24 protein-coding genes are annotated in these 25,777 nt (G+C 68.6%); 5 read left to right on the forward strand and 19 right to left on the reverse strand.

All coding sequences use genetic code 11. The features are described from left to right. Nucleotides 1-162 precede the first annotated feature (162 nt). Nucleotides 163-792 carry an OmpW/AlkL family protein gene (locus AC3ITM_RS15050; protein WP_489266127.1) on the forward strand — a complete coding sequence of 210 codons (630 nt, stop codon included), beginning with the start codon at nucleotides 163-165 and terminating at the stop codon, nucleotides 790-792. A gap of 828 nt (nucleotides 793-1,620) precedes the next feature. On the opposite strand, the gene AC3ITM_RS15055 is transcribed toward AC3ITM_RS15050, so the two are convergent. Next, complete coding sequence (locus tag AC3ITM_RS15055; protein WP_489266129.1) at nucleotides 1,621-2,322, reverse strand: aspartate/glutamate racemase family protein; 702 nt, start codon at nucleotides 2,320-2,322, stop codon at nucleotides 1,621-1,623. 98 nt (nucleotides 2,323-2,420) lie between these two features. On the opposite strand from AC3ITM_RS15055, the gene AC3ITM_RS15060 reads away from it, so the two are divergent. Together AC3ITM_RS15060 and AC3ITM_RS15065 are read left to right on the forward strand one after the other, a co-directional pair. After that, the gene (locus AC3ITM_RS15060) at nucleotides 2,421-3,245 is read left to right on the forward strand and encodes a S1/P1 nuclease (protein ID WP_489266131.1); all 825 of its coding nucleotides are present in this window, start codon (nucleotides 2,421-2,423) and stop codon (nucleotides 3,243-3,245) included. Nucleotides 3,246-3,255: 10 nt separating this feature from the next. Then, nucleotides 3,256-4,065 (forward strand): MBL fold metallo-hydrolase, encoded by an 810-nt coding sequence (locus AC3ITM_RS15065; protein ID WP_489266133.1) that lies wholly within the window; start codon nucleotides 3,256-3,258, stop codon nucleotides 4,063-4,065. A gap of 24 nt (nucleotides 4,066-4,089) precedes the next feature. On the opposite strand, the gene AC3ITM_RS15070 is transcribed toward AC3ITM_RS15065, so the two are convergent. From AC3ITM_RS15070 to AC3ITM_RS15080, 3 genes are read right to left on the reverse strand one after another with little or no spacing between them, the layout of a single operon-like run. After that, entirely contained in the window at nucleotides 4,090-4,650 is a 561-nt protein-coding gene (locus tag AC3ITM_RS15070; protein WP_489266135.1) for a hypothetical protein, read from the reverse strand. After that, nucleotides 4,647-5,885 carry a M56 family metallopeptidase gene (locus AC3ITM_RS15075; RefSeq protein ID WP_489266137.1) on the reverse strand — a complete coding sequence of 413 codons (1,239 nt, stop codon included), beginning with the start codon at nucleotides 5,883-5,885 and terminating at the stop codon, nucleotides 4,647-4,649. The genes AC3ITM_RS15070 and AC3ITM_RS15075 overlap by 4 nt, the downstream gene beginning before the upstream one ends. After that, nucleotides 5,878-6,243 carry a BlaI/MecI/CopY family transcriptional regulator gene (locus AC3ITM_RS15080; RefSeq protein ID WP_489266139.1) on the reverse strand — a complete coding sequence of 122 codons (366 nt, stop codon included), beginning with the start codon at nucleotides 6,241-6,243 and terminating at the stop codon, nucleotides 5,878-5,880. Before AC3ITM_RS15080 ends, AC3ITM_RS15075 begins: the two co-directional genes overlap by 8 nt. Nucleotides 6,244-6,359: 116 nt before the next feature. Between AC3ITM_RS15080 and AC3ITM_RS15085 the strand changes: the two genes are divergently transcribed. Both AC3ITM_RS15085 and AC3ITM_RS15090 read left to right on the forward strand, forming a co-directional pair. Further along, a complete protein-coding gene (locus AC3ITM_RS15085; RefSeq protein WP_489266140.1) occupies nucleotides 6,360-6,917 on the forward strand; it encodes a flavin reductase family protein in 558 nt (185 codons plus the stop codon). A 31-nt stretch (nucleotides 6,918-6,948) separates the two neighbouring features. Next, nucleotides 6,949-8,904: an acetyl-CoA hydrolase/transferase C-terminal domain-containing protein gene (locus tag AC3ITM_RS15090; protein ID WP_489266142.1), complete on the forward strand. Its 1,956-nt coding sequence runs from the start codon at nucleotides 6,949-6,951 to the stop codon at nucleotides 8,902-8,904. An 84-nt stretch (nucleotides 8,905-8,988) separates the two neighbouring features. Here AC3ITM_RS15090 and tkt read toward each other — a convergent pair whose 3' ends face one another. The 15 genes from tkt to AC3ITM_RS15165 form a co-directional block, all read right to left on the reverse strand. Then, the gene (tkt, locus tag AC3ITM_RS15095) at nucleotides 8,989-10,989 is read right to left on the reverse strand and encodes a transketolase (protein WP_489266144.1); all 2,001 of its coding nucleotides are present in this window, start codon (nucleotides 10,987-10,989) and stop codon (nucleotides 8,989-8,991) included. 172 nt (nucleotides 10,990-11,161) lie between these two features. After that, nucleotides 11,162-11,584, reverse strand: a complete 423-nt coding sequence (locus tag AC3ITM_RS15100) for a hypothetical protein (protein WP_228887618.1) — start codon at nucleotides 11,582-11,584, stop codon at nucleotides 11,162-11,164. Nucleotides 11,585-11,661: 77 nt separating this feature from the next. Next, on the reverse strand, nucleotides 11,662-13,026 hold the full coding sequence (locus AC3ITM_RS15105) for a dicarboxylate/amino acid:cation symporter (protein WP_489266147.1): 1,365 nt from the start codon (nucleotides 13,024-13,026) through the stop codon (nucleotides 11,662-11,664). Between the two features lie 67 nt (nucleotides 13,027-13,093). After that, complete coding sequence (locus AC3ITM_RS15110) at nucleotides 13,094-14,779, reverse strand: BatD family protein (RefSeq protein ID WP_489266149.1); 1,686 nt, start codon at nucleotides 14,777-14,779, stop codon at nucleotides 13,094-13,096. Beyond that, on the reverse strand, nucleotides 14,776-16,512 hold the full coding sequence (locus AC3ITM_RS15115; protein ID WP_489266150.1) for a VWA domain-containing protein: 1,737 nt from the start codon (nucleotides 16,510-16,512) through the stop codon (nucleotides 14,776-14,778). Before AC3ITM_RS15115 ends, AC3ITM_RS15110 begins: the two co-directional genes overlap by 4 nt. Then, on the reverse strand, nucleotides 16,509-17,507 hold the full coding sequence (locus AC3ITM_RS15120) for a vWA domain-containing protein (protein ID WP_489266152.1): 999 nt from the start codon (nucleotides 17,505-17,507) through the stop codon (nucleotides 16,509-16,511). Before AC3ITM_RS15120 ends, AC3ITM_RS15115 begins: the two co-directional genes overlap by 4 nt. A 5-nt stretch (nucleotides 17,508-17,512) precedes the next feature. Continuing rightward, nucleotides 17,513-17,974 carry a DUF4381 family protein gene (locus AC3ITM_RS15125; protein WP_489266154.1) on the reverse strand — a complete coding sequence of 154 codons (462 nt, stop codon included), beginning with the start codon at nucleotides 17,972-17,974 and terminating at the stop codon, nucleotides 17,513-17,515. Continuing rightward, nucleotides 17,971-18,897, reverse strand: a complete 927-nt coding sequence (locus AC3ITM_RS15130; protein ID WP_489266156.1) for a DUF58 domain-containing protein — start codon at nucleotides 18,895-18,897, stop codon at nucleotides 17,971-17,973. Before AC3ITM_RS15130 ends, AC3ITM_RS15125 begins: the two co-directional genes overlap by 4 nt. Nucleotides 18,898-18,904: 7 nt before the next feature. Next, the gene (locus tag AC3ITM_RS15135; RefSeq protein WP_489266158.1) at nucleotides 18,905-19,936 is read right to left on the reverse strand and encodes an AAA family ATPase; all 1,032 of its coding nucleotides are present in this window, start codon (nucleotides 19,934-19,936) and stop codon (nucleotides 18,905-18,907) included. Nucleotides 19,937-20,052: 116 nt separating this feature from the next. Then, complete coding sequence (locus AC3ITM_RS15140; RefSeq protein WP_489266159.1) at nucleotides 20,053-20,334, reverse strand: YkgJ family cysteine cluster protein; 282 nt, start codon at nucleotides 20,332-20,334, stop codon at nucleotides 20,053-20,055. Between the two features lie 281 nt (nucleotides 20,335-20,615). Next, entirely contained in the window at nucleotides 20,616-22,601 is a 1,986-nt protein-coding gene (locus tag AC3ITM_RS15145) for a type IV pilus secretin PilQ (protein WP_489266160.1), read from the reverse strand. 20 nt (nucleotides 22,602-22,621) lie between these two features. Next, nucleotides 22,622-23,155 carry a pilus assembly protein PilP gene (locus AC3ITM_RS15150; RefSeq protein WP_228887626.1) on the reverse strand — a complete coding sequence of 178 codons (534 nt, stop codon included), beginning with the start codon at nucleotides 23,153-23,155 and terminating at the stop codon, nucleotides 22,622-22,624. After that, nucleotides 23,152-23,820 carry a type IV pilus inner membrane component PilO gene (locus AC3ITM_RS15155; RefSeq protein ID WP_489266162.1) on the reverse strand — a complete coding sequence of 223 codons (669 nt, stop codon included), beginning with the start codon at nucleotides 23,818-23,820 and terminating at the stop codon, nucleotides 23,152-23,154. Before AC3ITM_RS15155 ends, AC3ITM_RS15150 begins: the two co-directional genes overlap by 4 nt. Further along, complete coding sequence (locus AC3ITM_RS15160; RefSeq protein WP_489266164.1) at nucleotides 23,817-24,647, reverse strand: PilN domain-containing protein; 831 nt, start codon at nucleotides 24,645-24,647, stop codon at nucleotides 23,817-23,819. Before AC3ITM_RS15160 ends, AC3ITM_RS15155 begins: the two co-directional genes overlap by 4 nt. Beyond that, the gene (locus AC3ITM_RS15165) at nucleotides 24,647-25,705 is read right to left on the reverse strand and encodes a pilus assembly protein PilM (protein WP_343238305.1); all 1,059 of its coding nucleotides are present in this window, start codon (nucleotides 25,703-25,705) and stop codon (nucleotides 24,647-24,649) included. Before AC3ITM_RS15165 ends, AC3ITM_RS15160 begins: the two co-directional genes overlap by 1 nt. Between the last annotated feature and the right edge of the window lie 72 nt (nucleotides 25,706-25,777).

The following is a 25,777-nucleotide window of genomic DNA, read 5'->3' on the forward strand; positions in this document are numbered from 1 at the left end:
TGGAAAGGGGCGTTCATTCTAGCAGGGCCGGACCGGGACCGGCCCCCCGGAACCGGATGGGAAGCGGTTACAGGCGCAATCGCGTGGATTGATCCGGATCAAGGCGCAGCGGGGCCGGGACGGCAAAACTGGCCCCATTCCACCCCGCAACGAGACACGCTCATGCGCAAGCCCTCCCCCCTCCTGCTCTCCAGCCTGGCCGCCGCGCTGGCCCTGGCCGCCGCCCCGGCCATGGCCCAGTCCAAGGGCGACTGGACCATCGGTGCCGGCGTGCACCAGGTCGCCCCGAAGTCCAACAACGGTTCACTGGCCGGCGGCACCCTGAAGGTCGACGTCGACAACGACATCAAGCCGACCATCACCGGCGAATACTTCATCGCCGACAACCTGGGCATCGAGATCCTGGCCGCGCTGCCGTTCAAGCACGACATCAGCATCGACGGCCTGGGCGGCGTGGGCAGCACCAAGCACCTGCCGCCGGTGGTCTCGCTGCAGTACCACTTCAACAGCAAGGGCAAGGTCTCCCCGTTCGTCGGCGCCGGCATCAACTACACCACCTTCTTCAGCGAGAAGACCGGCGGCGCGCTGGCCGGCAACACGCTGAAGCTGGAAGACTCCTGGGGCCTGGCCGCGCACGCGGGCCTGGACGTTGCGATCAACGACAAGGGCTCGCTGCGCGTGGACGTGCGCTGGATCGACATCGACAGCAAGGTCAAGCTCAACGGCGAAAAGATCGGCACGGTCAACATCGACCCGCTGGCCTACGGCGTGTCCTACGTGTTCAAGTTCTGATCGGCGGGCTCTGATCGGCTTATCAGGTCGTACCAGCGCAACACCCTCGCAGCAACGCTTTCCCCGGCTTCAGCCGGGGATTTTTTTGGTTCTTCGCCGATTTGCGGGGAGTAAGTTGCGAACTACAGCCTCATATCAGAGAACGTTCAAAGGCCGTGATCCACGGTATGCGCTGATTGGGCTGGCGCGGGTGGGTTGGCGGGGCACGCCGTGAACCCCTCCTTGGGGGCTTGGCGAAAACATCCATGTTTTCGACAGTCCCGCCAACCCACCCACGCCAACCCTCTACGCATGGCTGGCACGCATGGGAAAAGCGTAGGCCCAAGCCACGCTTAGACAAGGTGATGCCGGAACGAAGCGTGTCCGACCACGGGTCGGGCCTACCTGCGATGGGTTGCCAGGAACTGGAGCAGTAAGGCCAACCGTTGGTTGGACGCCGTTGCTGTTGCTGTTGATCTTGACTTCCCTCCCCCTTGGAGCGAGCCGAGCATCGCAGTGGCGGCAAGGGCGAAGAGGCGCGGGTGTTTGAGCGCAGCGAGTTCCGCGCCGTCCCTTGCCGACGCGAGAAGCGCAGGGCACCGGCGGGCGCAGCCCGCCGGATCGCGGACGGGGCGTGCTTTCTTTGGGTTACGTTTCTTTGCACGAGCAAAGAAAGGTGACTCGCGCCCCGCAGGGGCACGAAAGCTGTTGACGTTGGACTTCACGGTGAAGCGACAACAACAGCAACGGCATTCGGCCAGCGGCCGGCACTGCCTGTGTACCAGCAGCGCCCACGGTCTATAGCGAGCGGTAGCCCCGTACATGGGCGAAGAACCGTGCTTTTGCTACCTACCCGGCCGCAAGAAGATGCGCTGCCGCCGCCTGCGCATGCAGCGCGGCCGTATCGAACAACGGCACCGATGCATCGTCGGCGTCGACCAGCAGCATGATCTCCGTACAGCCCAGGATGATCGCCTGCGCGCCACGGCCCACCAGCCGCTGCATCACCCCGCGATAGGCCTCGCGCGAAACCGGCAGCGCCCTGCCCTGCACCAGTTCTTCGTAGATGATCCGGTGCACTTGCGCGCGATCGTCCGCCGGCGGCACCAGTACCTCCAGCCCATACCGCTGCGCCAGCCGCGCCCGGTAGAAATCCTGCTCCATCGTGAACGCCGTGCCCAGCAGCCCCACCCGCTGCAGTCCTGCGGCCCGGATCACCTCCCCCACCGGATCGGCGATATGCAGCAACGGCACGCCTACCGCGGCCTGCACCTGCTCGGCCATCAAGTGCATCGTATTGGTACAGATCACGATCGCCGTGGCCCCGGCCGCCTCCAACCGGCGCGCCACATCGACCATCGCCGCGGTCGCCGCCGGCCAGTCGCCGGCCCGCTGCAGCGCCTCGATGTCGGCAAAGTCGAAGGACCACATCAGCAGCCGCGCCGAGTGCGTCCCGCCCAGCGCATCGCGCACCTGCTCGTTGATCATCCGGTAGTAGTGCGCCGAACTCTCCCAGCTCATGCCCCCGATCAAACCCAGAACCTTGTGCATCGGCGCCGCTCCCATGGTTGGCCACGGCCCCAGCGTACCGGTCCGGCGCCGCGGTCGGCCAGATCCGGGCAAGCCCGGCGGCCGGGCCGCCCGCTAGAATGCAGCCGATGAAGATCGCCTCCCTGATTCCGGCCACTGCCCTGGCACTGGCCCTCACCTTCGTTTCCACCGATGCCCTGGCCTGGGGCGCACAGGGCCACCGGCTGGTCGCCCGCGTCGCCGAAGCCCGGCTCACCCCGCAGGCGCAGGCCGAAGTGGACCGCCTGCTGGCCGGCGAACCGGACCCCACCCTGCACGCCATCGCCCCCTGGGCCGACCAGCTGCGCGCAAAGGATCCCGGCCTGGGCAAGCGTTCGGCCAGCTGGCACTACGTCAACATCGGCGAGGACGACTGCCGCTACCAGGCCCAGAAGCACTGCAAGGGCGGCAACTGCGTGGTCGAAGCGCTCAAGGCGCAGACCGCCATCCTCGGCGACCGCAGCAAGTCCGATGCCGAACGCGCGCAGGCACTGAAGTTCGTCGTCCACTTCGCCGGGGACATCCACCAGCCCATGCATGCCGGTTACGGCCATGACAAGGGCGGCAACGACTTCCAGGTGCAGTTCAACAACCGCGGTACCAACCTGCACTCGCTGTGGGACAGCGGCATGCTCAATGAAACCAGGCTGGACGATGACCAGTACCTGCAGCGCCTGCTGGCCCTGCCCGCGCCCAGGCTGGGCCAGCGCTCCAGCATCGCCACCGACGCGGTGGAATGGGCGCAAGCGAGCTGCCGCATCGCCATTGCACCCGGCGTTTACCCGGCCAGGCGTACGCTTGGCCCGGACTACGCCGCCACCTACCGCCCGGTCGCGGAGCAGGAGCTGCGCCTGGCCGGTGAACGCCTGGCGGTGCTGCTCAACGCCACCCTGGGCAAACGCTGAGGTTTCCACCATGTCCGCGCACGTCGCCAGTTTCTTCCACCCCGACAGCCATACGTTCAGCTACGTGGTGCACGATCCGGCAACCCTGCAGGCGGCGGTGATCGACCCGGTGCTGGACTACGACCCGGACACCGACGCGCTCGGCACCGGCGCGCTGCAACCGCTGCTTGCCCACGTACGCGACCACGCCCTGCAGGTGCGCTGGCTGCTGGAAACCCACGCCCATGCCGACCACATCAGTGCCGGCCGCTGGCTCAAGCAGCAATGGCCGGCGGCGACGCTGGCGATGGGCAGCGGCATCGTGCAAGTGCAGCGCAGCTTCGCCCCGCGCTATGCGCTGGAGGTGCCCACCGACGGCTCGCAGTTCGACCACCTGTTCGCCGACGGCGAACGCTTCGCGCTTGGCAACGTCGATGCCGAAGTGATCGCCGTGCCCGGCCATACCAGCGACAGCGTGGCCTACCGCATCGGCGATGCGCTGTTCACCGGCGACTCGCTGTTCATGCCCGACGGCGGCACCGCCCGCTGCGACTTCCCCGGTGGCGATGCCGCGCAGCTGTACCGTTCGATCCAGCGCCTGTTCGCGCTGCCCGACCCCACCCGCGTGTTCATCTGCCACGACTACGGCCCCGGCGGCCGCGCGGTGGCCAACCAGACCACCATCGGCGCACAGCGCGCGCACAACATCCACCTGCATGAGGGGGTCAGCGAAGCGGAGTTCGTCGCCACCCGCCAGGCCCGCGATGCCGGCCTGGACCAACCCAGGCTGATGCACCCGGCGGTGAAGGCCAACCTGCAGGGCGGACCGGACCGGTCGTAATGCCGGCCGCGGACAGCATGGCGATCAGCGCCCCTGGCGGCGCACGGTGTGCTGGCCGTGCACGATCTCGAAGGTGAAGGCGTACAACAGGCTGACCGCTACCGGCTCCACCCGCTCGGCGCCCTGGCAATTGCCGCGGCTGTCCGCCGTGCCGCCCGCAGGGTAGTGGCAGACCGCCGCCGGCGAATAGCGCCACTGCGCTACCGCCTCCTGTGCGGCCTCCAGCAACGGCAGGTTCTCCGCTGCGGCGCTCGCCGCGCATTCGGGCCGATCGGTCAACGCCACGCTGCGCTCCACCCTGCCCTCGGCATCGACCACTACCTGCAGGCACACCACCGTCGGCGGCAGTTCACGGCGTGGATCACGCGTGCCCACCACCGGGTCCGGCGCGGCGTACAACTGCGGCATCCGGTAGCCCTCGCTTGGCTGCAGCCGATACGGCTGGACCTGCCCTGCACCGCCGCCATCGCTGCGCAGGCGCTGGAGGCCGACGTTCTCGGCGCGGGTGTCCACCGTGGTGATCTGGTCATGGCCGGCGCAGCCGACCAGGGCCAGCGCCAGCACTACCGCCCCTGCGAGCCTCATTGCGTGGGCGCCGACGGGTCGAATTCATAGGTAACAGGAATGCGCACTGCCGCCGCCACCGGCTTGCCATTCCTGAGCGCGGGTTGGTAGGTCCAGGTACGTGCGGCGGTCACCGCGCTTTCTTCAAACACGCCGGGATTGCTTGCACTGAGTACCCGTACATCGCTCACCGCGCCTTGGGCATCCACCTCCACCCGCAGCACCACCTTGCCGGACAGGCCCTGTTCGAAGGCCTGTCTGGGGAAGCTGGGCGGGGCCATCCTGTCGGGCACTACCGGCCGGTCGCCGGTGGTCGTCGACGGCCCGGCCTGCACCGGTTCAACCCTCTCGGTGACGGAGGCCGGCCTGGCACCGGCCTCCGCCTGGCTGGCCCACGCCACCGCCGCCAATCCCACGCTCACCCCCACCACCAGCACCTGCCCGGCAATCCACGGCAATGCCTTGGGCTTGTGTTCCTTCAACATGGCAATACGCTCCTTCAACAGCGGTTGGCTGCGCCAGTGGCAGGCCATCGGCGCAACCGGGTGAACCAACTGCGCCTTGAGCAGCGCGTTGGCATAGAGCCGGCGCAGGGCCGGATGCGGGTCGACCGTGCGTGCATCGCAAGCCAGTTCCTGGTCGCGCAGGAACCGGCGCGCCGCCCACGGCAGCAACGGGTGGAACCAGAACACGCAGCGCAGCACCGCCAGCCCGGCATTGGCCCAGGGGTCGCCGTGGCGGCGATGGCTGCGTTCGTGCTGCAGGATCAGATCCTGCTCGGCGGGACTGAAGTCCTGCTCGAAGGCAGGGCCCACCACGATGCGCGGCGGCCACAGGCCCACCAGCGCGGGCAGCCCGGGGTCGGCACTGGCCCGCCAGCTGCCATCGCCGCGCGGCTGCAGCGGGCCCATCGCACGTTCGAAGCGGCGCTGCGCGCGCCAGCCGGCGACCGCCATCGCCAGCGCGCCGGCCAGCCACGCCGCCAGCACCAGCATGGGCCACAGCGCGGCGTCGGCCGCTACCACCGGAGCCCGCAAGACGCCGCCGATGGCCCGCATCGGCGCCGCATCGGCCATCGGCGCGGAAGGCAGTGGCAAGCACAACGCCGCCAGCACCAAGGGCAGCAACCACCAACTGCGATAGGCCAACGCCGCTCCGCCCAGGCGCAGCAGCAACGGCCGCGCCGCGGCCAGCAGCAGCACCGCCACCGCCAGCCATACGCTGGCCTGCACCACGCCATTGATCAGGTCAGTCATGGTCGAGCGCCTGGATCAGCTGCTTCAGTTCGGCGATGTCCTGTGCGCTCAGCTGCCCGCGCTGGCTGAAATGCGCCACCAGCGGCGCCACCCGGCCATCGAACAGCTTGTCGAGCATGCCGGTGCTCTGCTCGGCCACCCATGCCTGGCGCTGCAGCACCGGTGAGTAGAGATAGCGGCGGCCGTCGCGGCCGGCGCTGATCGCGCCCTTGGTCAGCAGGCGATTGAGCAGGGTCTTGATGGTGGGCTCGGCCCAGTCGCGGCCGGCCAGCGCGGCCACCACCTCATCGGCGCCCAAGGGATGGTTGCGCCACAACACGTCCATTACCACGGCTTCGGCTTCGCTGATCTGGCTCATCATTTACATCCGTAATCGACGGATCGATTACGGACGTAATTGCTCCCCGTGTCAAGCCCTTCCACGGCCGGTTCATGCGCCCACTGCGAGGATCGGGCCATTGCCTGGAGGCTGTGATGAGACGCTATCGAAAGCTGGACTATCCGGTCGCCGAGGTGCGCCGCTTCCTCGAGCCCGGCCCGGTCGTACTGGTCAGCTCGGCCTGGAAGGGCCAACGCAACGTAATGACCCTGGGTTGGCACATGGTCCTGGAATTCACCCCTTCGCTGCTGGGCACGATGATCTCCAGCGGCAACCACAGCTTCGAACTGATCCGGCGCAGCCGCCAGTGCGTGCTCAACCTGCCCACCGCCGACCTGCTCGACACGGTCGTGGGGATCGGCAACTGCAGCGGGGCCGAGGTGGACAAATTCGAGCGCTTCGGCCTGGACACCACCCCCGCCAGCGCGGTGGACGCGCCGCTGCTGGCGCAGTGCCCGGCCAGTTTCGAATGCCGCCTGCACGACGCCAGCCAGGTCAAACGGCATGGCCTTTTCATCTGGGAAGTGGTCAAGGCGCACGTGGCCAAAGTACCCAAACTGCCGAAAACCCTGCATTACCGTGGCGATGGGCAGTTCATGCGGTCCGGCGCGGAAGTCTCCCGTCGCGGTCTGTTCAAGCCCGGAATGCTGTAATGGCCCGTATACCTCTGCAGGATGGCGCTGGATGACCGAACACCTCACCGACCTCGACGCTGCGATCGACTGGCTGCTGCAGCGCGTCGATGGCCCCCTGCGCATCGGTGCGCCACTGGCGCTGGGCAAGCCGCACCGGCTGCTCAATGCCCTGTATGCGCGCGTGGAGCACGACGCGTCGCGGCCGCTGCAGATCTATACCGCGTTGTCGTTGAATCCGCCCAGGGCCGGCGCCGATGGGCTGGAAGCGCGCTTCATGGCCCCGTTCGCGCAGCGTCATTTCGGCGCGGAATTCCCGCGCCTGGCCTATGCCGATGCGGTGGCCGCCGACCGCCTGCCCGCGCATGTGCAGGTGGAGGAGTTCTACATGCAGTCCGGCGCCCTGCTCGGCTCGGCGCAGGCGCAGCGCAACTACACCAGCCTGAACTACACCCACGCCGCCGATGCGGTGGCCCAGCGCGCGCCGCATGCGATCGTGCAGAAGGTGGCGATGCGCCCGGACGACCGTCGGCTGTCGTTGTCGTGCAACAACGACATCACCCAGGACACCCTGGATGCGATGGCCGCGCGCGGCCTGCCGCGGCCGCTGCTGATCGCCGAGATCGACCCGCAGCTGCCCTACCTGGGCGGCTCGGCCACGGTGGACGTGAGCTTCTTCGACCTGGTGATCACCCCGCCAGGGCCCTACCCCGAGCTGTTCGGCCTGCCGCGCCAACCGGTCGGCGACGCCGACTACGCCATCGGCCTGTATGCCAGCGCGCTGGTCCGCGACGGCGGCACGCTGCAGATCGGCATCGGCACCCTGGCCGATGCGATCAGCCACGCACTGGTGCTGCGGCATACCGACAACGCCCGTTACCGGCAGATCCTGCATGCGCTCGACCCGCGCCTGGCCAGCCACCCGGCGGTGCTGGAATGCGGCGGCCTGGAGCCGTTCGACATCGGCCTGTACGGCTGCAGCGAAATGCTCAACGAAGGCTTCCGCCGGCTGGTGCAGACCGGGGTGATCCGGCGCAAGGTGCACGACGACCTGGCGCTGATGGAACGCATTGAAAGCGGCAGTACCCTGACCATCGACCACGCCACCCTGGAGGCCGAGGGCGAGTACCTGCATGGCGCGTTCTACCTGGGCTCGCCGGAGTTCTACCAGTGGCTGCGCGAGCTGCCCGACGAACAACGCAGTGCGATCGGCATGCGCCGGATCAGCGAGATCAACCAGCTGTATGGCGGCAATGAAGCCCTGGAACGGCTGCAGCGCCGGCATGCGCGTTTCTTCAATTCGTGCATGATGGCCACCGCGCTGGGCGCGGCGGTATCCGATGCGCTGGAGGACGGCCGGGTGGTGTCCGGCGTGGGCGGCCAGTACAACTTCGTGGCGATGGCCCACGCCCTGCCCGAAGCGCGCAGCGCACTGCTGTTCCGCGCCGTGCGCGAGGACAAGGGCCGGCTGCAGTCCAACGTGCGCTGGAACTATGGCCATACCACCATCCCGCGCCACCTGCGCGATATCTACATCAACGAATACGGCATCGCCGACCTGCGCGGGCTGACCGACGAGGACTGCGTGATCGGCATGGCCGGCATCACCGATGCCGCCTTCCAGGCCGGGCTGCTGCAGACCGCCCAGGCAGCGAAGAAGCTGGACGCGGCCTTCCTCGCCCCGGCGCACTGGCAGCAGCGCAATACCGCTGCGGCCGTCCGTGCGGCGTTGGCGCCATTCCGCCAGGCCGGGCTGCTGCCCGACTACCCGCTGGGCAGCGACTTCACCGAGGTCGAACAGCACCTGGTCAAGGCGCTGGGCTGGTTGAAGCAGAACACCGCTACGCGCGCGGCCAAACTGCGCACCGTGCTGGCCGCGCTGATGCAGCCGGCCGGCGACGGCGATGCGACGTATCTGCAGCGGATGGGGCTGGAAGCGCCCAAGGATCTGGGCGAGCGCATCCAGGCGCGGCTGGTGCGATTGGGCCTGGCCCGCACCGCCGGGTAGGTCCGGCCCAGGGTCGGGCCGCGCAAACGCAGAAGGCCGGGGAAATCCCCGGCCTTCTGGGCACCGACGCGAATGCCGCTGGGGTCAGAGCGCCTTGGCGGCAGCCACCACGGCTTCGGTGGTGATGCCGAAGTGCTTGTACAACGCGTCGGCCGGCGCCGAGGCACCGAAAGTGTCGATGCCGATCACCGCGCCGTCCAGGCCCACGTACTGGCGCCAGAACCCGGTGACACCGGCTTCCACCGCCACCCGCCTGCGCACCGCGTTGGGCAGCACCGACTCACGGTAGGCCGCATCCTGGCGTTCGAACACATCGGTGGACGGCATGGACACCACGCGGGTCTTGATCCCGGCCGCATCCAGCTCGGCCTTGGCCGCCACCGCCAGGCCCACTTCCGAACCGGTGCCGATCAGGATCACGTCCGGCACGCCGCCCTCGGCGTCGGCCAGCACGTAGCCACCGCGCGCGATCTGGGCCACCTGCTCGGCGCTGCGCGGCTGGTGCGGCAGGTTCTGGCGGCTGAACACCAGGCAGCTCGGGCCGTCGGTACGGGTGATCGCCGACTTCCAGCTGACCGCCGACTCGACCGCATCGCACGGGCGCCACACATCGTTGTTGGGGATGTAGCGCAGCGAGGCCAGGTGCTCCACCGGCTGGTGGGTCGGGCCATCTTCGCCCAGGCCGATCGAGTCGTGGGTATAGACGTGGATCGCATGCGCCGGGATCAGCGCACTCATGCGCACGCCGTTGCGGGCGTAGTCGCTGAACACCAGGAAGGTGGCGTCGAACGGAATGAAACCGCCGTGCAGCGCCAGGCCGTTGGCAATCGCGGTCATGCCGAACTCGCGCACGCCGTAATACACGTAGTTGGCGTTCGGGTCGTCGGTAGCCACCGACTTGCTGGCCTTCCACAGGGTCAGGTTGGAATGGGCCAGATCGGCCGAACCGCCGACCAGTTCCGGCAGCAGTGGCGCGAACGCTTCGATCGCCAGCTGCGAGGCCTTGCGCGAGGCGATGGTCTGGCCTTCGGCCTGGACCTGGGCGATATAGGCATCGGCCTTGGCGATGAAGTCGGCCGGCAGCTCACCGTGCGAGCGGCGGGTCAGTTCTTCGGCTTCGGCCGGGAACTGCCTGGCGTACTTGTCGAACTGCTGTTCCCACTCGGCCTGGCGCAGGGTGCCGGTACCGCCGGCGCGCCAGCCGGCGTAGATCTCTTCGGGAATCTCGAACGGGCCGTAGTTCCAGCCCAGCTGCTTGCGGGTGGCTTCCAGCTCGTCCTTGCCCAGCGGCGCGCCGTGGCTGGATTCCTTGCCGGCCTTGCCCGGCGAACCGAACCCGATCGTGGTGCGGCAGCAGATCAGGGTCGGCTTGTCGAACTGCGCCAGGGCGCTGTCGATGGCGGACTTGATGCTGTCCGGGTCGTGGCCATCGACGCCGCGCACCACGTTCCAGCCATAGGCCTCGAAACGCTCGGGGGTGTTGTCGGTGAACCAGCCTTCGGTGTTGCCGTCGATGGAGATGTGGTTGTCGTCCCAGAAGCAGACCAGCTTGCCCAGTCCCCAGGTGCCGGCCAGCGATGCCACTTCGTGCGAAATGCCTTCCATCAGGCAGCCGTCGCCCAGGAACACCCAGGTGCGGTGGTCGACGATCTCGTGCTCGGGGCGGTTGTAACGCTGCGCCAGCAGTTTCTCGGCCAGCGCGAAACCGACCGCGTTGGCCAGGCCCTGGCCGAGCGGACCGGTGGTGGTTTCCACCCCGGGGGTTTCATGGTGTTCGGGGTGGCCGGCGGTCTTGCTGCCCAGCTGGCGGAACTGCTTGAGCTGCTCGATCGGCAGGTCGTAGCCGCTCAGGTGCAGCAGCGCGTACTGCAGCATCGAGCCGTGGCCGTTGGACAGCACGAAGCGGTCGCGGTTGAACCACTTGGGATTCTTCGGGTTGTGACGGAGATAGTCGTTCCAGAGGACCTCGGCGATATCGGCCATGCCCATCGGCATGCCGGGATGCCCGGACTTGGCGGTTTCGACCGCATCAGCGGCTAGGAAGCGGATGGCGTTGGCCAACTGGCGGCGGGTAGGCTGCGTCATGGTTCTGAGAGTCGGGAGGCTCCCGCGGAACTGCGGGCTGCCCATTGTCCCACAGACCAACGGCGGGGTCAGGCCGGTACCGCCTGCGGGGCCGCCCTGTGAAGGGCTCCACCGGGGATAAACGAAGACGCCCCGCGGGGCGGGGCGTCAAGGCAACCGGCCTGGCGGCGGATTACTTGGTCGAAGCGGCTTGGATCACGCCGCAGGTCGATTCGCGCTGGAACTTTTCGCTGGTGGCATAGCCACCCGGCGTCAGCTTGGTGACGGTGATCTTGGAGGAGGTCTTGCCCTCCGGCTCGATCAGCACGTTCCATGGCAGGGTGACCTGGCCTTTGCTGCCCTGGGCGTTCTGCTCGAACATCAGCAGACCCGATTCCTCGTCGGAGGTCTTCAGGGTGAGGCCGGACTTCACGCCCTCGATCTTGATCCGCTTGAACGCCTGGGCCGGCGCCACCGGGACCACCTCCCAGGTGGTGAACTTGCGTCCGGCAAAGAAACTGCCTTCCTGGACATAGTTGGTTTCACAGGCCTTCTGGGCACTGGCGTCGAACGCCAGCAGCGCCAAAGCGGCCACCGTCAGATACGAAATCCTCATCTCAGCTCCTGTCCGCACGGCGCCGATCCCGGCGCCTTCCATGCGCCGGGCAAGTATCCATGGCAACGATGCGCTGTTCAATTACGCTCGCCGTTTTCCACCGGCAATGCCCGCGCCACCGGGCCATCGTCCACTTCGCCCTTGGCCACCAGGGTGGTCAGGGCCAGATCGCCGGTGACGTTCAGCGCGGTACGGCACATGTCCAGGAAGTGGTTCACGCCCAGGATCAGGCCGATGCCCAGCGGGTCGACCCCGACCATGGCGCAGATCATCGCCACCACCGGCAGCGAACCGGAGGGCACGCCGGCGGTACCGATGCCACCGAGGATGCAGACGGCCATCACCATGATCTGCTGGCCGATGCTCAGGTCCACCCCGAAGAACTGGGCCAGGAAGATCACCGTCACGCCCTCGAACAGCGCCGTGCCGTTCTGGTTGGCGGTGGCGCCCACGGTCAGCACGAAGCGCGAGACCTTCTGCGGCAGGCCCATCTGGTCGGCCACCCGCAGCGCGGTGGGCAGGGTGGCGTTGCTGGAGGCGGTGGAGAAGGCCATCACCGTGGCTTCCTGGGTATCGCGGAAGAACGCCAGCGGCGAGCGCCCGGACAACCACACCGCGATGCCGTAGGTCACCACCATGTGCAGGCCCAGCGCCAGCACCACCACGCCCACGTAGGCGCCCAGGCGGATGATCAGCTCAAAGCCGAACAGCGCGGCCAGGTTGAACATGAAGCAGGCCACCGCGTACGGGGCCAGGCGGATGACCAGGTTGATCAGGGTCATCGAGATCTCGAAGACGCCCTCGATCGCGCGGCGCAGCGGGGCCACCTTTTCGTTGTCGGTCAGCACCATGCCGATGCCGAACATCAGCGCGAAGAACATCAGCGACAGGATCGCGCCGTTGTCCGAGGCGGCCTTGAGCACATTGCTCGGCACGATCGACAGCAGCATGTCCATGCCCTTGGGCGTGCCATGGATGCCGGCGACGATGGCCTTGCTGCGCTCGGCGTTCTGGGCCAGCATCTGCGCCGCTGCCTGCGGGTCCACGCCGGCACCGGGCTGGAGCACGTTGACCAGCACCAGGCCGATGCCCACCGCGATTCCCGACAGCACGATGGTATAGGCCAGCGTCTTCCAGCCGATCCGGCCCAGCGCGCGGATGTCGCCCATCTCCGACACGCCCATGATCAGCGCCGAGAAGATCAGCGGCACGATCAGCATGAAGATCAGGTTGAGGAACAGGTTCGAGGCCGGTGAGGTGATGTAATCAATCACCCACTTGACCACGGCCTGCAGGGCGGTGAGGCTGTCGGTGCTGCCTGGGTCGGGAGGAGTTCCACCGAGGGCATGCACGGTCAGCCCCAGGGCCAGGCCGATCACGAAGCCGATGGCCATTTTCCAGTGCAGGGGCAGTTTCTGCCGGGTCGTTGCGGCCTCAGTCATGGAACGGCTTTCCTTTAAAGATGTGGAATCAGCTTAACAAAGCCGGCCCCCATGGCCGGCGGCACCCTCACGGCCCCGAAGGGTATAGAGGTGCCAAGCCATTGTTTTCCGCCACCGCAGGGGCGTGCCAGTGGGGTCCGTCACGGAACGCGACACGCAGGGCCTGCCGGGCCTGCCCGACATCGCCATTGCCTGCGCTCCATCGCGCTTGCTGCATGGCCAGCAGGCTGTCGCGCTGGCGCGGATCGGCCAGACGCGCCAACAAGGCCTCCAGGCCCTGCACCCCGCCCATCGCGCACAGCAGCGCCACGATCTCGTCCAGCCCCTCGCTTTCCAGCGCCCGGCGCAGCTCGGCCAGGCTGGGCGTGCCCGCCGGGACCAGGCCAGGGCCGCGCACCGGGCCGGCCGCCGGGCGCGCACGCCCACGCCGGCGCCAGCCCCACAGCAGGGTCAGCAGCCACAGCGCGGCAAAGCCGGCGGTCGCGCCGATCCAGCCCCACGGCCGTGCCTGTGCCGGCAGCGGGGCGACCGACACGGCGCTGGAGGCCGCAGCGGCCCCGTCCGGCAAGGCCGATGTGGTGTCCAGCGGGATCGGTGCCGCACTGCCGGTGGCACCGCCGGCGGCCACGGCCAGGCTCAGGTCCGGCAGTTCGGCGGTACGCGCCTGCCCGGCCTGCACGTCCCACCAGGCCATGCGCGGCCCGGGCACGTGCAGGGTTCCCGCCTGGCGCGGCACGATCGAATAGCGCCGGGTCAGCTTCAGTTGCGGCGAACTGCCGTTGAAGCTCTCGTCGTACTGCGCCGGCTCGGCAAACACCTGCGCGTCCCGGCCGACATCCAGTTCCGGCAATTCCGGGAACTGCGCGCGGGTGGCGCCCTGGGCGGTCGCTTCGATCACCACCGTGGCCGCCTCGCCGGCACGGCCGCTGCGCGGCGCGGCGGTATAGCGCAGGCGCAGATCGTGCAGCGGCAACCACGGCTGCGGCGCCTGCGCCGGCTGCGCCTGTACCTGCAAGGTGCGTTCGGGCGCACGCGCACGCAGCCGGCCATCGCCACCGAACATGCTGTCCATGAAGCCGCCGGCACTGCGGCCGTTGAACTGCGCCGCCGGCAGCACCAGCGTGCCGCTGCGCTCGGGGATCAGCAGGAAACGGCGCTCGACCAGGTTGTAGCGGCGGCCATTGACCTCGCGCACCAGGCTGCGGTCCTCGCCCACCCGCTGCATCGAGGCGCCCGGCGGCGTATCCAGCACCAGCTCGCCGGACAGCAGTTGGGTGGCGTAATACAGCCGCACCACCACGCCCACGCTCTGCTGCACGTACGGGGTGGCATCATCGACTTCGACGTCCATAAACACCGCCGCGTCGCCGCGTGCCGCCGCCGCATCGGCGCTGACCTGCAGCACCAGCGCCGCGGTCTGGCCGTTGCCGGCCTGCAGCGGGGGAATCTGCAGGGTGCCGCTGCGCCGCGGCGACAACGTCACCGCATAGCGCGTGTGCGACTGGGTCGAGCCGTTGCTCCATTGCACCTGGCGGCTGCTGGTCTGTGCGCCCAGCTCGAAATCGGCCTGCAACGGGCCATAGTCCGGCGCGCCGCCGGCGTCGGTTTCGATGGTCAGGGTCACCGTGTCGGTGTCGCTGATCTGGTCACGGTCCAGCCAGGCCCGCGGCTGCGCCTGGGCCCATCCGCTGACGGCCAGCAGCAGCCAGACGCAGGCGCGTGCCCATCGCCGCGTGGAGGTGTCTGCGCTCATCGTCCTTCCCGTTTCCTGCGTTCGTTTTCCAACTGGAATTTGGCCCGCAACAGGCTGCCCGGGTCATCGGGCACGCGCCGCATCCAGGCTTCCACCGCCTGGCGCTGTTCGCGCTGCTGCGGGCTTTCGGCGGCCTGCCGCTGCGCGGGGGCGTCCTTGCTGTCCTTGCCCTGGCGCTGCAGCGCCTGCTGCATCTGTTCGCGCTGCGCCGCATCGGCGCGCGCCTGCGCGGCCGGATCGGGGTTGCCGGCAGCAGGCTTGGCCTGGCCGTCCTTTTCCCGGCCCGGCTCCGGTTGCGGCGGCGGTGGGCCGTTGTCGGCCGGTTGCGGCTGCCCGGGCGATGGCTTGCCCGGGTCCTGCCCCGGCTGTCCTTTGCCTTGCGCGCCGGGCGCCTTGGGCGGTTGCCGGCCATCGCCGCCCGGCGGAGCAGGCGGTGGCTTGCGCTTGCGCGCGGCGTCCACGGCGGCGCGGTTGGCCACCGCGTCGGGCATGCCCGGGGCCCGGCGCAGGGCTTTGTCATAGGCCTCGATGGCCGCGTCGTACTGGCCCTGGCGAGCCAGCGCATTGCCCAGGTTGTACCAGCCCGGCGCGTTGTCGATGCCCTCGAACTGCTGCTGGGCGCCCTTGAAATCGCCGCGCCGGTACGCCTCCACGCCTGCGCCCAGGCGGGTCTGGTCGACCTGGTCGGCGCGCCGCCACAGCGTGCCTTCAGCCGCCTGTGCCGGTGCCGGTGCTGCCAGCGGCAACGCCACGCACGCCACCAGCAGCATCGCCAGGCCACGTCGGCGGAACGCCCACAGCGACAGCAGCAACAGCGGCGGCAACAGCCAGAAGCCTTCATCGCGCCAGGCCAGGCCGTCGCCATCGCGGCGGTCATCGGCGCTGATGGTCGGGGTCAACACCCCCAGCGCCTTGAGGTCGGCATCGTCGTTGGCGATGCGCGCGTAGCGGCCGCCACCCGCAGTGGCCAGCGCGCGCAACGGCGCCTCTTCCAGCCGCGCCTGCAGAATCTGCCCGTCGCCGCTGCGGTAGGCCGCGCCGGTCGGCGTACCCAGGCCCAGCACCGACACCCTGAACCCCTGCGCGCGTGCACTGCCGGCGGCACGGTCGTCGCCACTGTCCACTCGGTCGGTGAGCAGCAGGATGTCGCCGCTGCGTGCACCGGACTGCTGCAGCAACAGTACCGCCGCCTGCAGCGCCCGCTCGGCGCGCTGGCCATCGCGGGGCATCACCGTCGGCGCCAGGGCGTCCAGGTACAGCGCCACGTTGGCCATGTCTTCGGTCAGCGGTGCCACGGTGTAGGCATCGTCGGCATAGGCCAGCAGCGCTACTTCACCGCCCTGCCGCTGCCGCAGCAGGCTGGCCAGCTTGGCGCGGGCCTGCAGCAGCCGCGACGGCGGCAGGTCGGTGGCGGTCACCCGCGAGGACAGATCCAGCGCCACCACCAGCGGTGACGGCGATTGCCACAACGGCTGGGCGACCTGGCGCCAGGACGGCCCGGCCAGCGCCAGCACCGCCAGCGTCCAGCCGGCCAACAGCAGCGCCAGCCCGCCCCAGGCGCGGCGGCCACCGGCCACCAGCAGATGGCGCAGCAGGTGCGCATCCACATTGGCCTGCCAGGCATTGCCGCGGCGGCGCCGCCAGTGCCAGAGCAGCGCGATCGGCGGCAGCGCCAGCAACGCCCACAGTGCCTCGGGGCGGACCAGGTGCAGCGCGTTCCAGTCGATGTTCATGCCCAGCGCCTCGGCAGCAGCCAGGCCAGTGCGCCCAGCAGCAGGGCCAGCGCCAGCGGCCAGGCGTAGCGTTCGATCCGCGGGCGCACCGTCGGGCCGGCCGAGGCGACCGGTTCCAGGCGCTGCAGTTCGGCATAGATGCCGGCCAGCTCATCGGTATTGCGCGCACGGAACGAACGGCCGCCGGTCAGCTCGGCGATCCTGCGCAGGGTGGCTTCGTCGACCGGATCGTCGCCGGCGGCGATCTGCACCCCGAACAGGCTGTAGCCGCCGTCGCCACCGAAGGCCACGGTATAGACGCGCACGCCTTCGGCCTGGGCCAGTTCGGCCGCGCGCAGCGGTTGCAGCACGCCGGCGTTGCTGACCCCGTCGGTGAGCAGGATCAGTACGCGCTGGCCCTGCGGTTGTTCGCGCAGGCGCTTGACCGCCAGCGCGATCGCATCGCCGATCGCGGTCTCGCGGCCGGCCAGGCCGACCACGCTGTCGGTCAATTGCTGGCGCACGCTGGTCAGGTCCTGGGTCAGCGGGGTCAAGGTATAGGCGCGCTCGCCGAAGATCAGCAGGCCGACCCGGTCGCCGGCGCGGCGGTCCAGGAAATCGGCCAGCACCGCCTTGGCTGCGGTCAGCCGCTCGACCACCTGGTTGCCCAGCAGCATGTCCGGCTCGCTCATGCTGCCGGACACGTCGACGGCCAGCATCATCTGCCGGCCCTGCTGCGGCGGCGTGACCGCCTCGCCGAGCTGCTGCGGGCGCGCGGCGGCCACGCACAGGCAGGTCCAGGCCAGCCACAGCAGTACCCGGCCCACGCCCAGCGACGCCCCGCCGGCAGCGACGCCCAGCGATTGCAGCTGGTCGGCGTCGTAGGGCACCCGCAGGGCGGCGGCGTTGTCGGCGCGCAGCGGCCACCAGCGCATCAGCAGCGGCAACGGCAGCGCCAACAGCAGCCACGGCCAGGCCAGCGCATCCAGCCACGACAGCCAACCCGGCAGGCTCATCGCGATCATCGCGCGCGCCCCGCCATCAGCGCCAGGAAGCGCGTACGCGCCAGCACGCGCAGGCGCTGCACCGCTTCGGCATCCACCTGCCGGCGGTAGGCGCCATCCAGCAGCAGCCGGCCGTCGCCCTCGGCGAAGGCCCGGCTGCCCGGTGCGTCGAGAAATGCCAGCCACTCGCGGCCCTGCAGCAGTTCCGCACCGGGTTGGCGCGTGCGTGCGGCGCGCCGCAGCAGTTCGGCGATCGCGGCCACCTGCGCGGCCGGGTCGGCGGCTTGCGCCACCGCGTTGTCGAAGGTGTTCAACCAACGCCGCCGCCGGCGCTGCCGGTAGGCCTGCCATGCCCACAGGCCGGCCACCACCGCCAGCACGGCGGCAAACACCATCCACCAGCCCGGCGCCGGCGGCCACCATGCCGGCGGCGGCGGCAACTGCACATCGCGCAGCGGCAGCGCGGTGGCTGCGCTCATGCCACCACCGCCGACGGCAACGCGCCCAGCCAACAGTCGCTGGCATCGTCGGAGGCGACCACATGGACCTGGATGCGCCGCGACGCCAGCGTGCGCTGCAGTTCTTCCAGCGGCGCGACGAAGCGTTGCCGCCAGTGCTCACGCACGCCGGCGCTGTGCAGGTCGAGCAGCACCCGCCGCCCCTGCGACTGGAACGCCAGCGCGGCCGACGGCGGCGCCAGTTCCAGCGGGTCCACCAGCAGCATCACCATCACCTCGTGATGCAGCGCCAATGCGGTCCAGCGCGACACGCTGATGGCCGCCGCGCGGGTCGGGTCGGCCAGCACCACCACCCGCGCACCGGGGCGCAGCAGCCGCGCGGCGTGTTCCAGCGCACGGTCCAGCCCGGCATCGTCGGCCGGCGGCTGGGCGTACCAGCGGGTCAGCGCATCGAGCACGCGCAGCACGCCGCGGGTACCCCCGGCCGGTGCCAGCGGGGCCTCGACCGTACTGCCGCGCAACGCGCCCAGCCGGTCGCCCTGGCGCTGCGCCAGCCAGGCCGCGATCGCGCCCACGCGGGCGGCCTGCACCGACTTGAAGCGCACCCGGGTGCCGAAATAGAGCACCGGGTCGGTATCGGCGACCAGCAGGGTCAGCCGTTCGCGCTCGGCCTGGAACAATTTGGTATGCGCCCGCCCGGTGCGCGCGGTGACCCGCCAGTCGATGTGCCGGGCATCATCGCCGGCCACGTACTCGCGCGACTCGGCGTACTCCATGCCGCGCCCGCGCATCGGTGCCGGCGCACTGCCGGCATGGCCGAGCCGGCCGCGCCGGGCCGGCGCCAGGCGATGCGCACTGCGCCGCAGCGCGACCAGTTCGGCCAGGTTCGGGCGCAGGCCATCGCCCCGTGCCGGGCTGGCCGCGCTGTCTTCGGAAGCGCTCATGCGCCGCTCAGGGTGCCGGCACGCGTGCCAGCAGTTCGGCGACCAGGCGGTCGCCGTCCCAGCCTTCGGCGGTGGCTTCGTAGCTGGGCAACACGCGGTGGCGCAGCACGTCCGGGGCCACGCTGCGCACATCGTCGGGGGTGACGAAATCGCGGCCGTTGAGCCAGGCACGGGCCCGCGCGCAACGCTCCAGCGCGATCGAACCACGCGGGCTTGCGCCCCAGGCGATCCGCCGCGCCAGCGCCGGGTCGTAACGGCGCGCATCGCGCGAGGCCAGCACCAGTTCGATCAGGTAGCGTTCCAGCGCCGGCGCCATATGCAGTTCCAGCACTGCCTTGCGCGCGGCGAACACATCGGCCATCGGCATCCGCGCCGGGGCCGGCGGCGCGCTGCCCAGTGCATCGCGCGCACGGTCGCGCGCCAGCCGCAGGATTTCCGCTTCGGCATCCGAATCGGGATAGCCGATGCGTACATGCATCAGGAACCGGTCCAGCTGCGCTTCGGGCAGCGGGAAGGTGCCCTCCTGCTCGATCGGGTTCTGCGTGGCCATCACCAGGAACAGCGCCGGCAGCGCATAGGTGTGCCGGCCCACGGTGACCTGGCGCTCGCCCATCGCTTCCAGCAGCGCGGACTGCACCTTGGCCGGGGCACGGTTGATCTCATCGGCCAGCAGGATCGGGTGGAAGATCGGCCCGGGCACGAACTCGAAGCGGCCCTCCTGCGGACGCCAGATCTCGGTGCCGGTCAGGTCGGCCGGCAGCAGGTCCGGGGTGAACTGCACGCGCGAGAAATCGGCTTCCAGCCGCGCGGCCAGGGCGCGGATGGCGGTGGTCTTGGCCAGCCCGGGCGCCCCTTCGACCAGCAGGTGGCCATCGGCCAGCAGGGCAGTCAGCAGGCGCTCGACCAGCGCGCCCTGGCCGACGATCTCGGCCGACAGCGCATCGCGCAGCGCGCCGAAGGCATCATGCAGGCGATCGGGTGCGACGGCGGCGGCAAGGGTGGGGGCGTCGGTATCGGGCATGGGGGGTGGCAGAGTCATGGCATCCATGTGACCCACGCGGCACGCGTAAGGTTCCGTCGACATGATGGCAGGCCGGGAACCCGCTGCGCATCAAGATTGCCTGAACGCGGCAACCATGGCCTACCGAACACCGCCTATGCGGCGTTCGGGCGCGTTGCAGCGCCGGAGTAGATCGCGCTGCAATAAGGCCCGGCCATCTTGAAGCGCCGGCAGCCCGACGGCCGCTCCTCGTAGATGCCGCAGTTCATGCGCACCCGGTCCAGCGCCACGCACCATCCGTCCTCGGCCCGCGCCATCACCCGCAGGCCACCGGACATTTCCGTGGTCAGGTGCGCCGGAATGCGCTCGGAGGCATCGAGCACCACCGTCAGCCGGCAACACCGCGCATCACAGCTCGAACAGTTGGCCGCTGCCATGGAGTTCACCTGCTTTGGGACGAAACAGTGCCCAGCATAGCGCGGTCCCCTGCCCCGTTCCCGAAGGCAGGATGAAGCGGGCCGGGTTCGCCGCCCGGCAGTCCCGGCCCAGGATTGGACAGCGCGGTGCCGGAATGAAAAGCGTCCGACCTCGGGCCGGACCTACCGGCTACGCCGGCCATCCCCACGGCCGTCGGGCTGCCCTGGCCGCGCAAACCGGCGAAGCATCAAGCAAAAGGGCCGCACGAGGCGGCCCTTTGGCGGTACAGCGGCGGCCGACCTCAGTTGGTCTTGGCCACGCGCAGCACCTTGGGGGTCACGAACACCAGCAGTTCGGCCTTGTCCTTGTTGCGGCTGCGCTTCTTGAACAGGTTGCCCAGGAACGGCACGTCGCCCAGGAACGGTACCTTGTTGACGCTGTTGCGGTCGGTGAACTCGTACACGCCGCCGATCACCACCGTCTGGCCGTCGTCCACCAGCACTGCGGTGTTCACTTCGCGGCGGTTGATGGTCGGGACCTGGCCGTAGCCTTCCAGCACGATGTAGCTTTCCACCTCGTCCTTCTTGACCGACATGTTCAGGAACACGCGGTTGTCGTTGGTGATGGTCGGGGTGACCTTCAGCTCCAGCACCACTTCCTTGAACTGGACGTTGGCCTGCGCCGCGCCGCCGGCCGCACCGCCGCCGCTGATGGTGACGTAGCCGATTTCCTTGCCCTGCTTGATCACCGCCTCACGCTGGTTGGTGGTGACCACGCGCGGGTTGGAGATCACTTCGCCACGCGATTCCTGCTGCATCGCCGACAGTTCCACGTCGAGCAGGTAACCGGCGTTGAGGATCGACAGTGCCAGCGAGCCGGGGTTGCTGGTAGCGGCTACCGGCAGGTTCCAGTTCAGCCCACCGGTGTTGATGGTATTGGGTGCGCGTACCGGCACCGCGCCGGTACGGCCACCGGCATCCCACTCGTTGATTGCTTTCTGGTAGTCGTTGTTGACCTTGGCCTGGTCGGTGATGTTGGCGTGGTTGCTGGTGACATTGCCACCGAAGAACACGTTGTCGCGGCTGCCGGTGATGCCGAACTTGGCACCCAGTTCACGTGCGAAGGTGTCGGTGGCGATCACGATCCGGCTTTCGATCAGCACCTGGTCGACCGGGCGGTCGATCACGTTGATCAGCTCGCGCATCTGCGTGAGCTTCTTGGGGATGTCGCTGATCATCAGCGTGTTGGTGCGCTCATCGGCGACGATTCGACCGCGCGAGGACAGGAAACCGCTGTCTTCCTGCGAGCTGCCGTTGCCACCACCGCCACCGCTACCACCGCCGCCACCGCCACCGATGCCCTTGGCTTCGGTCAGGGCTTTGAAGATCGCCGTGGCGCTGTGGTAGTTGATCTGGATGTAGTCGGTGACCAGGTTTTCGCGGTTCTCGATGGCGATGCGCGCGTCTTCCTTGTCCTGCTCGAACTTGGCCAGCTCCGGCTGCGGGGCGACCCACACCACGCCACCGTCACGGCGCTTGTCCAGGCCCTTGGCGCGCAGCACGATGTCCAACGCCTGGTCCCACGGCACATTGACCAGGCGCAGGGTGACATTGCCTTCGACGCTGTCGGAGGCCACCACGTTCAGGTTGGACTCCTCGGCGATCAACTGCAGCACCGTGCGCACCGGCACGTCCTGGAAGTTGAAGGTCACCGGCTTGCCGCTGTAGCCGCGCTGCGACACCGCAGCGGCCGCCTGGGTCACAGTGGTGGCGTTGATCGCGCCGGTGGCCGGCGCGGCCTTGCGCGGGCTGATCTCCACCACGTACTCGTTGCCGCTCTGGTAAGCCAGCGAATCGAATGCGGTATTGGTGTTGAGCACCAGCTGGGTGCCGCCGCCATAGGGCTTGGGATCGATGCGCTGCACCGGGGTGGCAAAGTCGGTCACGTTGATCGACTTCTGCAGGTTCTCCGGCAGGCGCGCGTTGCCGACATCGATCAGCACGCTGTTGCCCTGGTTGCGCAGGTCCGGGTTGGCCCCCTTGCCGTCGAACTGCAGGATCAGCCGGCCGGCGCCGTCTTCACCGCGCTTGAAGTCGATCTTGGACACCGACAGCGCTGCAGGCGCGGCCGGTGCGCCTGCCGCCGCCGTCGGTGCTACTGCTGCGGCGACGGGCGTGGCCGCCAGCAACGTGCCATTGGCCACCATGAGCGCGACTCCCAGCGCGCACAGGTGGATCAGCTTCGGGCGCCGGTCGGGACGCTGCCGCATGGCGTTGGAAAAGGTCATCGTGCTATCCCCATAATCATTCATTGATCTTCAAGCGCAAGCGATGCAGGCCGTTCCAGCCAGCCGCCCGCGCCATCCGGCACCAGTTCAATCAGTTCGATCCGGTCTTCGAAGACCCCGGTCACGCGGCCGTCGCTCTGCCCCAGATACACGCCCGGACGCACCCGATAGGTGACCTTGTCCGGCGCGATCACCAGCGCGACCAGCCCGCCCCCGCTACCGATCGAGCCGACCATGTCCAAGGCGTCCAGCGGGAAGGCTTCCAGCGGCTCCTTGCGGCGGTTCGGATCGGGACGCAGTCCCGAGCCGCCCTGCGGATTGGTCCAGGCATCGGTGAACGGATCGCGCATCCCCTGCGCGGAGTATTCAAACGTTTCGAACTGCTGCATCACCGGCAGCGGCTCCAGCGGCGGGGCCGGACGCGCGCGCACGTCGGCCACCCACTTTTCCAGGTTCGGCGCATCGCCCGGCGTACTGCTCACGCCACGCGCACAGCCGGCCAGCAGGGCCAGTACCAGCAGTCCACACACCCGTACGGTCGTGCCCAGGCTCATTTCGCGCCCCCGTCTTTGGCAGCGGCGGCAGCGGCTTTTTCCTGTGCTTCCATTTCCAGGTCGTCCAGGTAACGGTAGGTCTTGACCGTGCCGGACAGTTCCAGCGCACCGCTGCGGGCGGTGATGCCGGTCTTGGGGTCCTTCGGCTTCAGGTTGATGTCATGCATGGTCAGGATGACCACCCGCGGCAACGAAGCCACGCCGCTGACGAACGCACCGAACTGGTGGTAACTGCCCACCATGCGCAGGGCGATCGGCTTTTCGGCGTAGAACTCCTTGGGCGATTCGGCACCGGGCTGGAACAGCTCGTTGACCAGGCCGCTGGACAACGCGGTCTGCGAGATGTCGATGATCAGGTCCGGCATTTCGGTCTTGCTGGGCAGTTGGCGCAGCATCTGCTGCAGCACCTGCTCCATCTGTGCCAGCTGCTGCTTGAGCGGCTCCAGATTGACCGCACGCCCCTGCTGCTTCTCGAACTCGGTACGCAGTTCGGTCTCGGTGCGTTCCAGGCCCGCCAGTTCCTCGCGCTTGCCACTGATCAGGGCAAACCAGGCCAACAGCACGATCAGCAGCGACAGCAGCGCGCAGAACACCACCTTGGCCTGCTGCGGCCAGTTGCCGATGTTGTTGAAATCCAGCTCTTTGATGTTGATCTTCTGGCTCATGCGGCCCCCTTCTGCAGCACGCTGGATGCCGCCGGTTGTGCGGCCGGGGCGGGCGGAACCAGGCGGCTGCCGGCCGGCTTGGCCGGATCGGCGGCCGGCGCAGCGGCCGGGCCTGCCGGTGCCGGTGGCGCTGCGGGCGCAGGGCCCGGCGACAACGGTGCCACCGCCGGCGTTGCCGCCGGGGCCGCGGCCGGGTCGGCCACAGCGGGCATGCCGCCTTCCACCACCACGCCATCCACCGGCTCGCTCTGCGCCGGCAGGGTCACCTTGACCTCGAACATGTACGGCAATGCGGTGATGTCCGATACCGGCCCGGTCGCCTTGCCGTCCTTCTCGTCAGGCTTTTTGGCCTCGATGATGGTCAGTTCCGGCTTGGTCATCCAGCCGGAGTTCTCCAGGTTGCGCATGTAAGCGCTGACCCGGGCATTGGACTGGGTACGGCCTTGCAGGGTGAGGATGTCGCCTTCCTGCTTGAGCGCAGTCAACACCACCCCGTCGGGGATGGTGCGCACCAGCGCATCGAACAGGTGCACCATCTGCGAGCGCTTGGCCTGCAGTTCCTCGATCACCTTCTTGCGCGCCAGCAGGCGGTCCTTCTGGCGGTCGAGGCGGTCGATCTCCTTGTTCTGCTCCTTGACCTTGTCGATCTCGGCCTGCAGGAACGTATTGCGATCCCCCTGGCCGCTGACCTGACGGTCGTAGTAGAACCAGATCAACAGCGACAGCAGCACCCCGCCGATGGCGGCGAACCCGAGCATGCCGTAGAAATCACGCTGGCGTTGCTTGCGCCGCTCGGCGCGCCAGGGCAATAGATTGATTCTTGCCATCAGTCAAAGCTCCTCAGCGCCAGACCGGTGGCAATCATCAGCGCCGGTGCGTCCTGGGCCAGGGCATGCGCCTGTACCTTGGGGCCCAGCGTCATCTGTGCCAGCGGGTTGGCCACCACGGTGGCCACGCCCAGCTGCTCTTCCACCATCTCCGGCAGACCGGCCAGCGCCGCGCAACCGCCGGCCAGCACGATGTGATCGACCCGGTTGAACTCGCTGCCGGCATAGAAGAACTGCAGCAGGCGGCTGATCTGCTGGACCGTGGCTTCCTTGAACGGCTCCAGCACTTCCATCCCGTAGCTTTCCGGCAGCCCGCCCTGGCGCTTGGCCAGGCCGGCTTCCTCGTAGGTGAGGCCGTAACGGCGCATCACTTCGTCGGTCAGCTGCTTGCCGCCGAACACCTGTTCGCGGCTGTACAGGCTACGCCCGCCGCGCAGGACATTGAGCGTGGTCATGGTGGCGCCGATGTCGACCAGGGCCACCACGCCATCGCTGGCGATCGGCAGCTCGCTGGCGACCAGGGCAAAGGCGTTCTCGACCGCGAAGGCCTCCACGTCCATCACCCTGGCAGTCAGCCCGCCCAGCTCCAGCGCCGACTGGCGCAGCTCCACGTTCTCCGAACGCGACGCGGCCAACAGCACCTGGACCATTTCCGGGTTGTTGGGAATGGCGCCCAGCACCTCGAAATCGAGGTTCACTTCCTCGATCGGGTACGGGATGTAGTTGACCGCTTCGAGCTCGACCTGGGCTTCCATGTCGTTCTCGTCCAGGTCGGCGGGCATCGGGATCAGCTTGGTGATCACCGCCGAGCCGGCCACGGCGGCGGCGGCATGCCGGGCCTTGGTACCTGAACGGTTCACGGCGCGGCGGATCGCCTCGCCGACGGCTTCCACTTCCACGATGTTCTTCTCCACCACCGCATTCGGCGGAAGTGGTTCCACAGCATAATGTTCCACACGGAAACGATTGCCACTGCGGGAAAGCTGCAAGAGCTTTACTGCAGTCGAGCTGATGTCGACGCCAATAAGCGGCGACTGGCTTTTTGGGATAAGCCCCACGGTTTCTCCCCTGCCGACGGGCACTTGAACGCAGAACCTGCGTCCGCGCATTAATAACGTTTTTTTTGCAAA

Source organism: Stenotrophomonas sp. KH_029 (assembly GCF_057839765.1).

Bases quoted from the DNA above. Each gene is read 5' to 3' on its own strand.
- AC3ITM_RS15050 (WP_489266127.1), top strand. From the start codon at position 163: ATGCGCAAGCCCTCCCCCCTCCTGCTCTCCAGCCTGGCCGCCGCGCTG.
- AC3ITM_RS15055 (WP_489266129.1), bottom strand. From the start codon at position 2,322: ATGCACAAGGTTCTGGGTTTGATCGGGGGCATGAGCTGGGAGAGTTCG.
- AC3ITM_RS15060 (WP_489266131.1), top strand. From the start codon at position 2,421: ATGCAGCCGATGAAGATCGCCTCCCTGATTCCGGCCACTGCCCTGGCA.
- AC3ITM_RS15065 (WP_489266133.1), top strand. From the start codon at position 3,256: ATGTCCGCGCACGTCGCCAGTTTCTTCCACCCCGACAGCCATACGTTC.
- AC3ITM_RS15070 (WP_489266135.1), bottom strand. From the start codon at position 4,650: ATGAGGCTCGCAGGGGCGGTAGTGCTGGCGCTGGCCCTGGTCGGCTGC.
- AC3ITM_RS15075 (WP_489266137.1), bottom strand. From the start codon at position 5,885: ATGACTGACCTGATCAATGGCGTGGTGCAGGCCAGCGTATGGCTGGCG.
- AC3ITM_RS15080 (WP_489266139.1), bottom strand. From the start codon at position 6,243: ATGAGCCAGATCAGCGAAGCCGAAGCCGTGGTAATGGACGTGTTGTGG.
- AC3ITM_RS15085 (WP_489266140.1), top strand. From the start codon at position 6,360: ATGAGACGCTATCGAAAGCTGGACTATCCGGTCGCCGAGGTGCGCCGC.
- AC3ITM_RS15090 (WP_489266142.1), top strand. From the start codon at position 6,949: ATGACCGAACACCTCACCGACCTCGACGCTGCGATCGACTGGCTGCTG.
- tkt (WP_489266144.1), bottom strand. From the start codon at position 10,989: ATGACGCAGCCTACCCGCCGCCAGTTGGCCAACGCCATCCGCTTCCTA.
- AC3ITM_RS15100 (WP_228887618.1), bottom strand. From the start codon at position 11,584: ATGAGGATTTCGTATCTGACGGTGGCCGCTTTGGCGCTGCTGGCGTTC.
- AC3ITM_RS15105 (WP_489266147.1), bottom strand. From the start codon at position 13,026: ATGACTGAGGCCGCAACGACCCGGCAGAAACTGCCCCTGCACTGGAAA.
- AC3ITM_RS15110 (WP_489266149.1), bottom strand. From the start codon at position 14,779: ATGAGCGCAGACACCTCCACGCGGCGATGGGCACGCGCCTGCGTCTGG.
- AC3ITM_RS15115 (WP_489266150.1), bottom strand. From the start codon at position 16,512: ATGAACATCGACTGGAACGCGCTGCACCTGGTCCGCCCCGAGGCACTG.
- AC3ITM_RS15120 (WP_489266152.1), bottom strand. From the start codon at position 17,507: ATGAGCCTGCCGGGTTGGCTGTCGTGGCTGGATGCGCTGGCCTGGCCG.
- AC3ITM_RS15125 (WP_489266154.1), bottom strand. From the start codon at position 17,974: ATGAGCGCAGCCACCGCGCTGCCGCTGCGCGATGTGCAGTTGCCGCCG.
- AC3ITM_RS15130 (WP_489266156.1), bottom strand. From the start codon at position 18,897: ATGAGCGCTTCCGAAGACAGCGCGGCCAGCCCGGCACGGGGCGATGGC.
- AC3ITM_RS15135 (WP_489266158.1), bottom strand. From the start codon at position 19,936: ATGACTCTGCCACCCCCCATGCCCGATACCGACGCCCCCACCCTTGCC.
- AC3ITM_RS15140 (WP_489266159.1), bottom strand. From the start codon at position 20,334: ATGGCAGCGGCCAACTGTTCGAGCTGTGATGCGCGGTGTTGCCGGCTG.
- AC3ITM_RS15145 (WP_489266160.1), bottom strand. From the start codon at position 22,601: ATGACCTTTTCCAACGCCATGCGGCAGCGTCCCGACCGGCGCCCGAAG.
- AC3ITM_RS15150 (WP_228887626.1), bottom strand. From the start codon at position 23,155: ATGAGCCTGGGCACGACCGTACGGGTGTGTGGACTGCTGGTACTGGCC.
- AC3ITM_RS15155 (WP_489266162.1), bottom strand. From the start codon at position 23,820: ATGAGCCAGAAGATCAACATCAAAGAGCTGGATTTCAACAACATCGGC.
- AC3ITM_RS15160 (WP_489266164.1), bottom strand. From the start codon at position 24,647: ATGGCAAGAATCAATCTATTGCCCTGGCGCGCCGAGCGGCGCAAGCAA.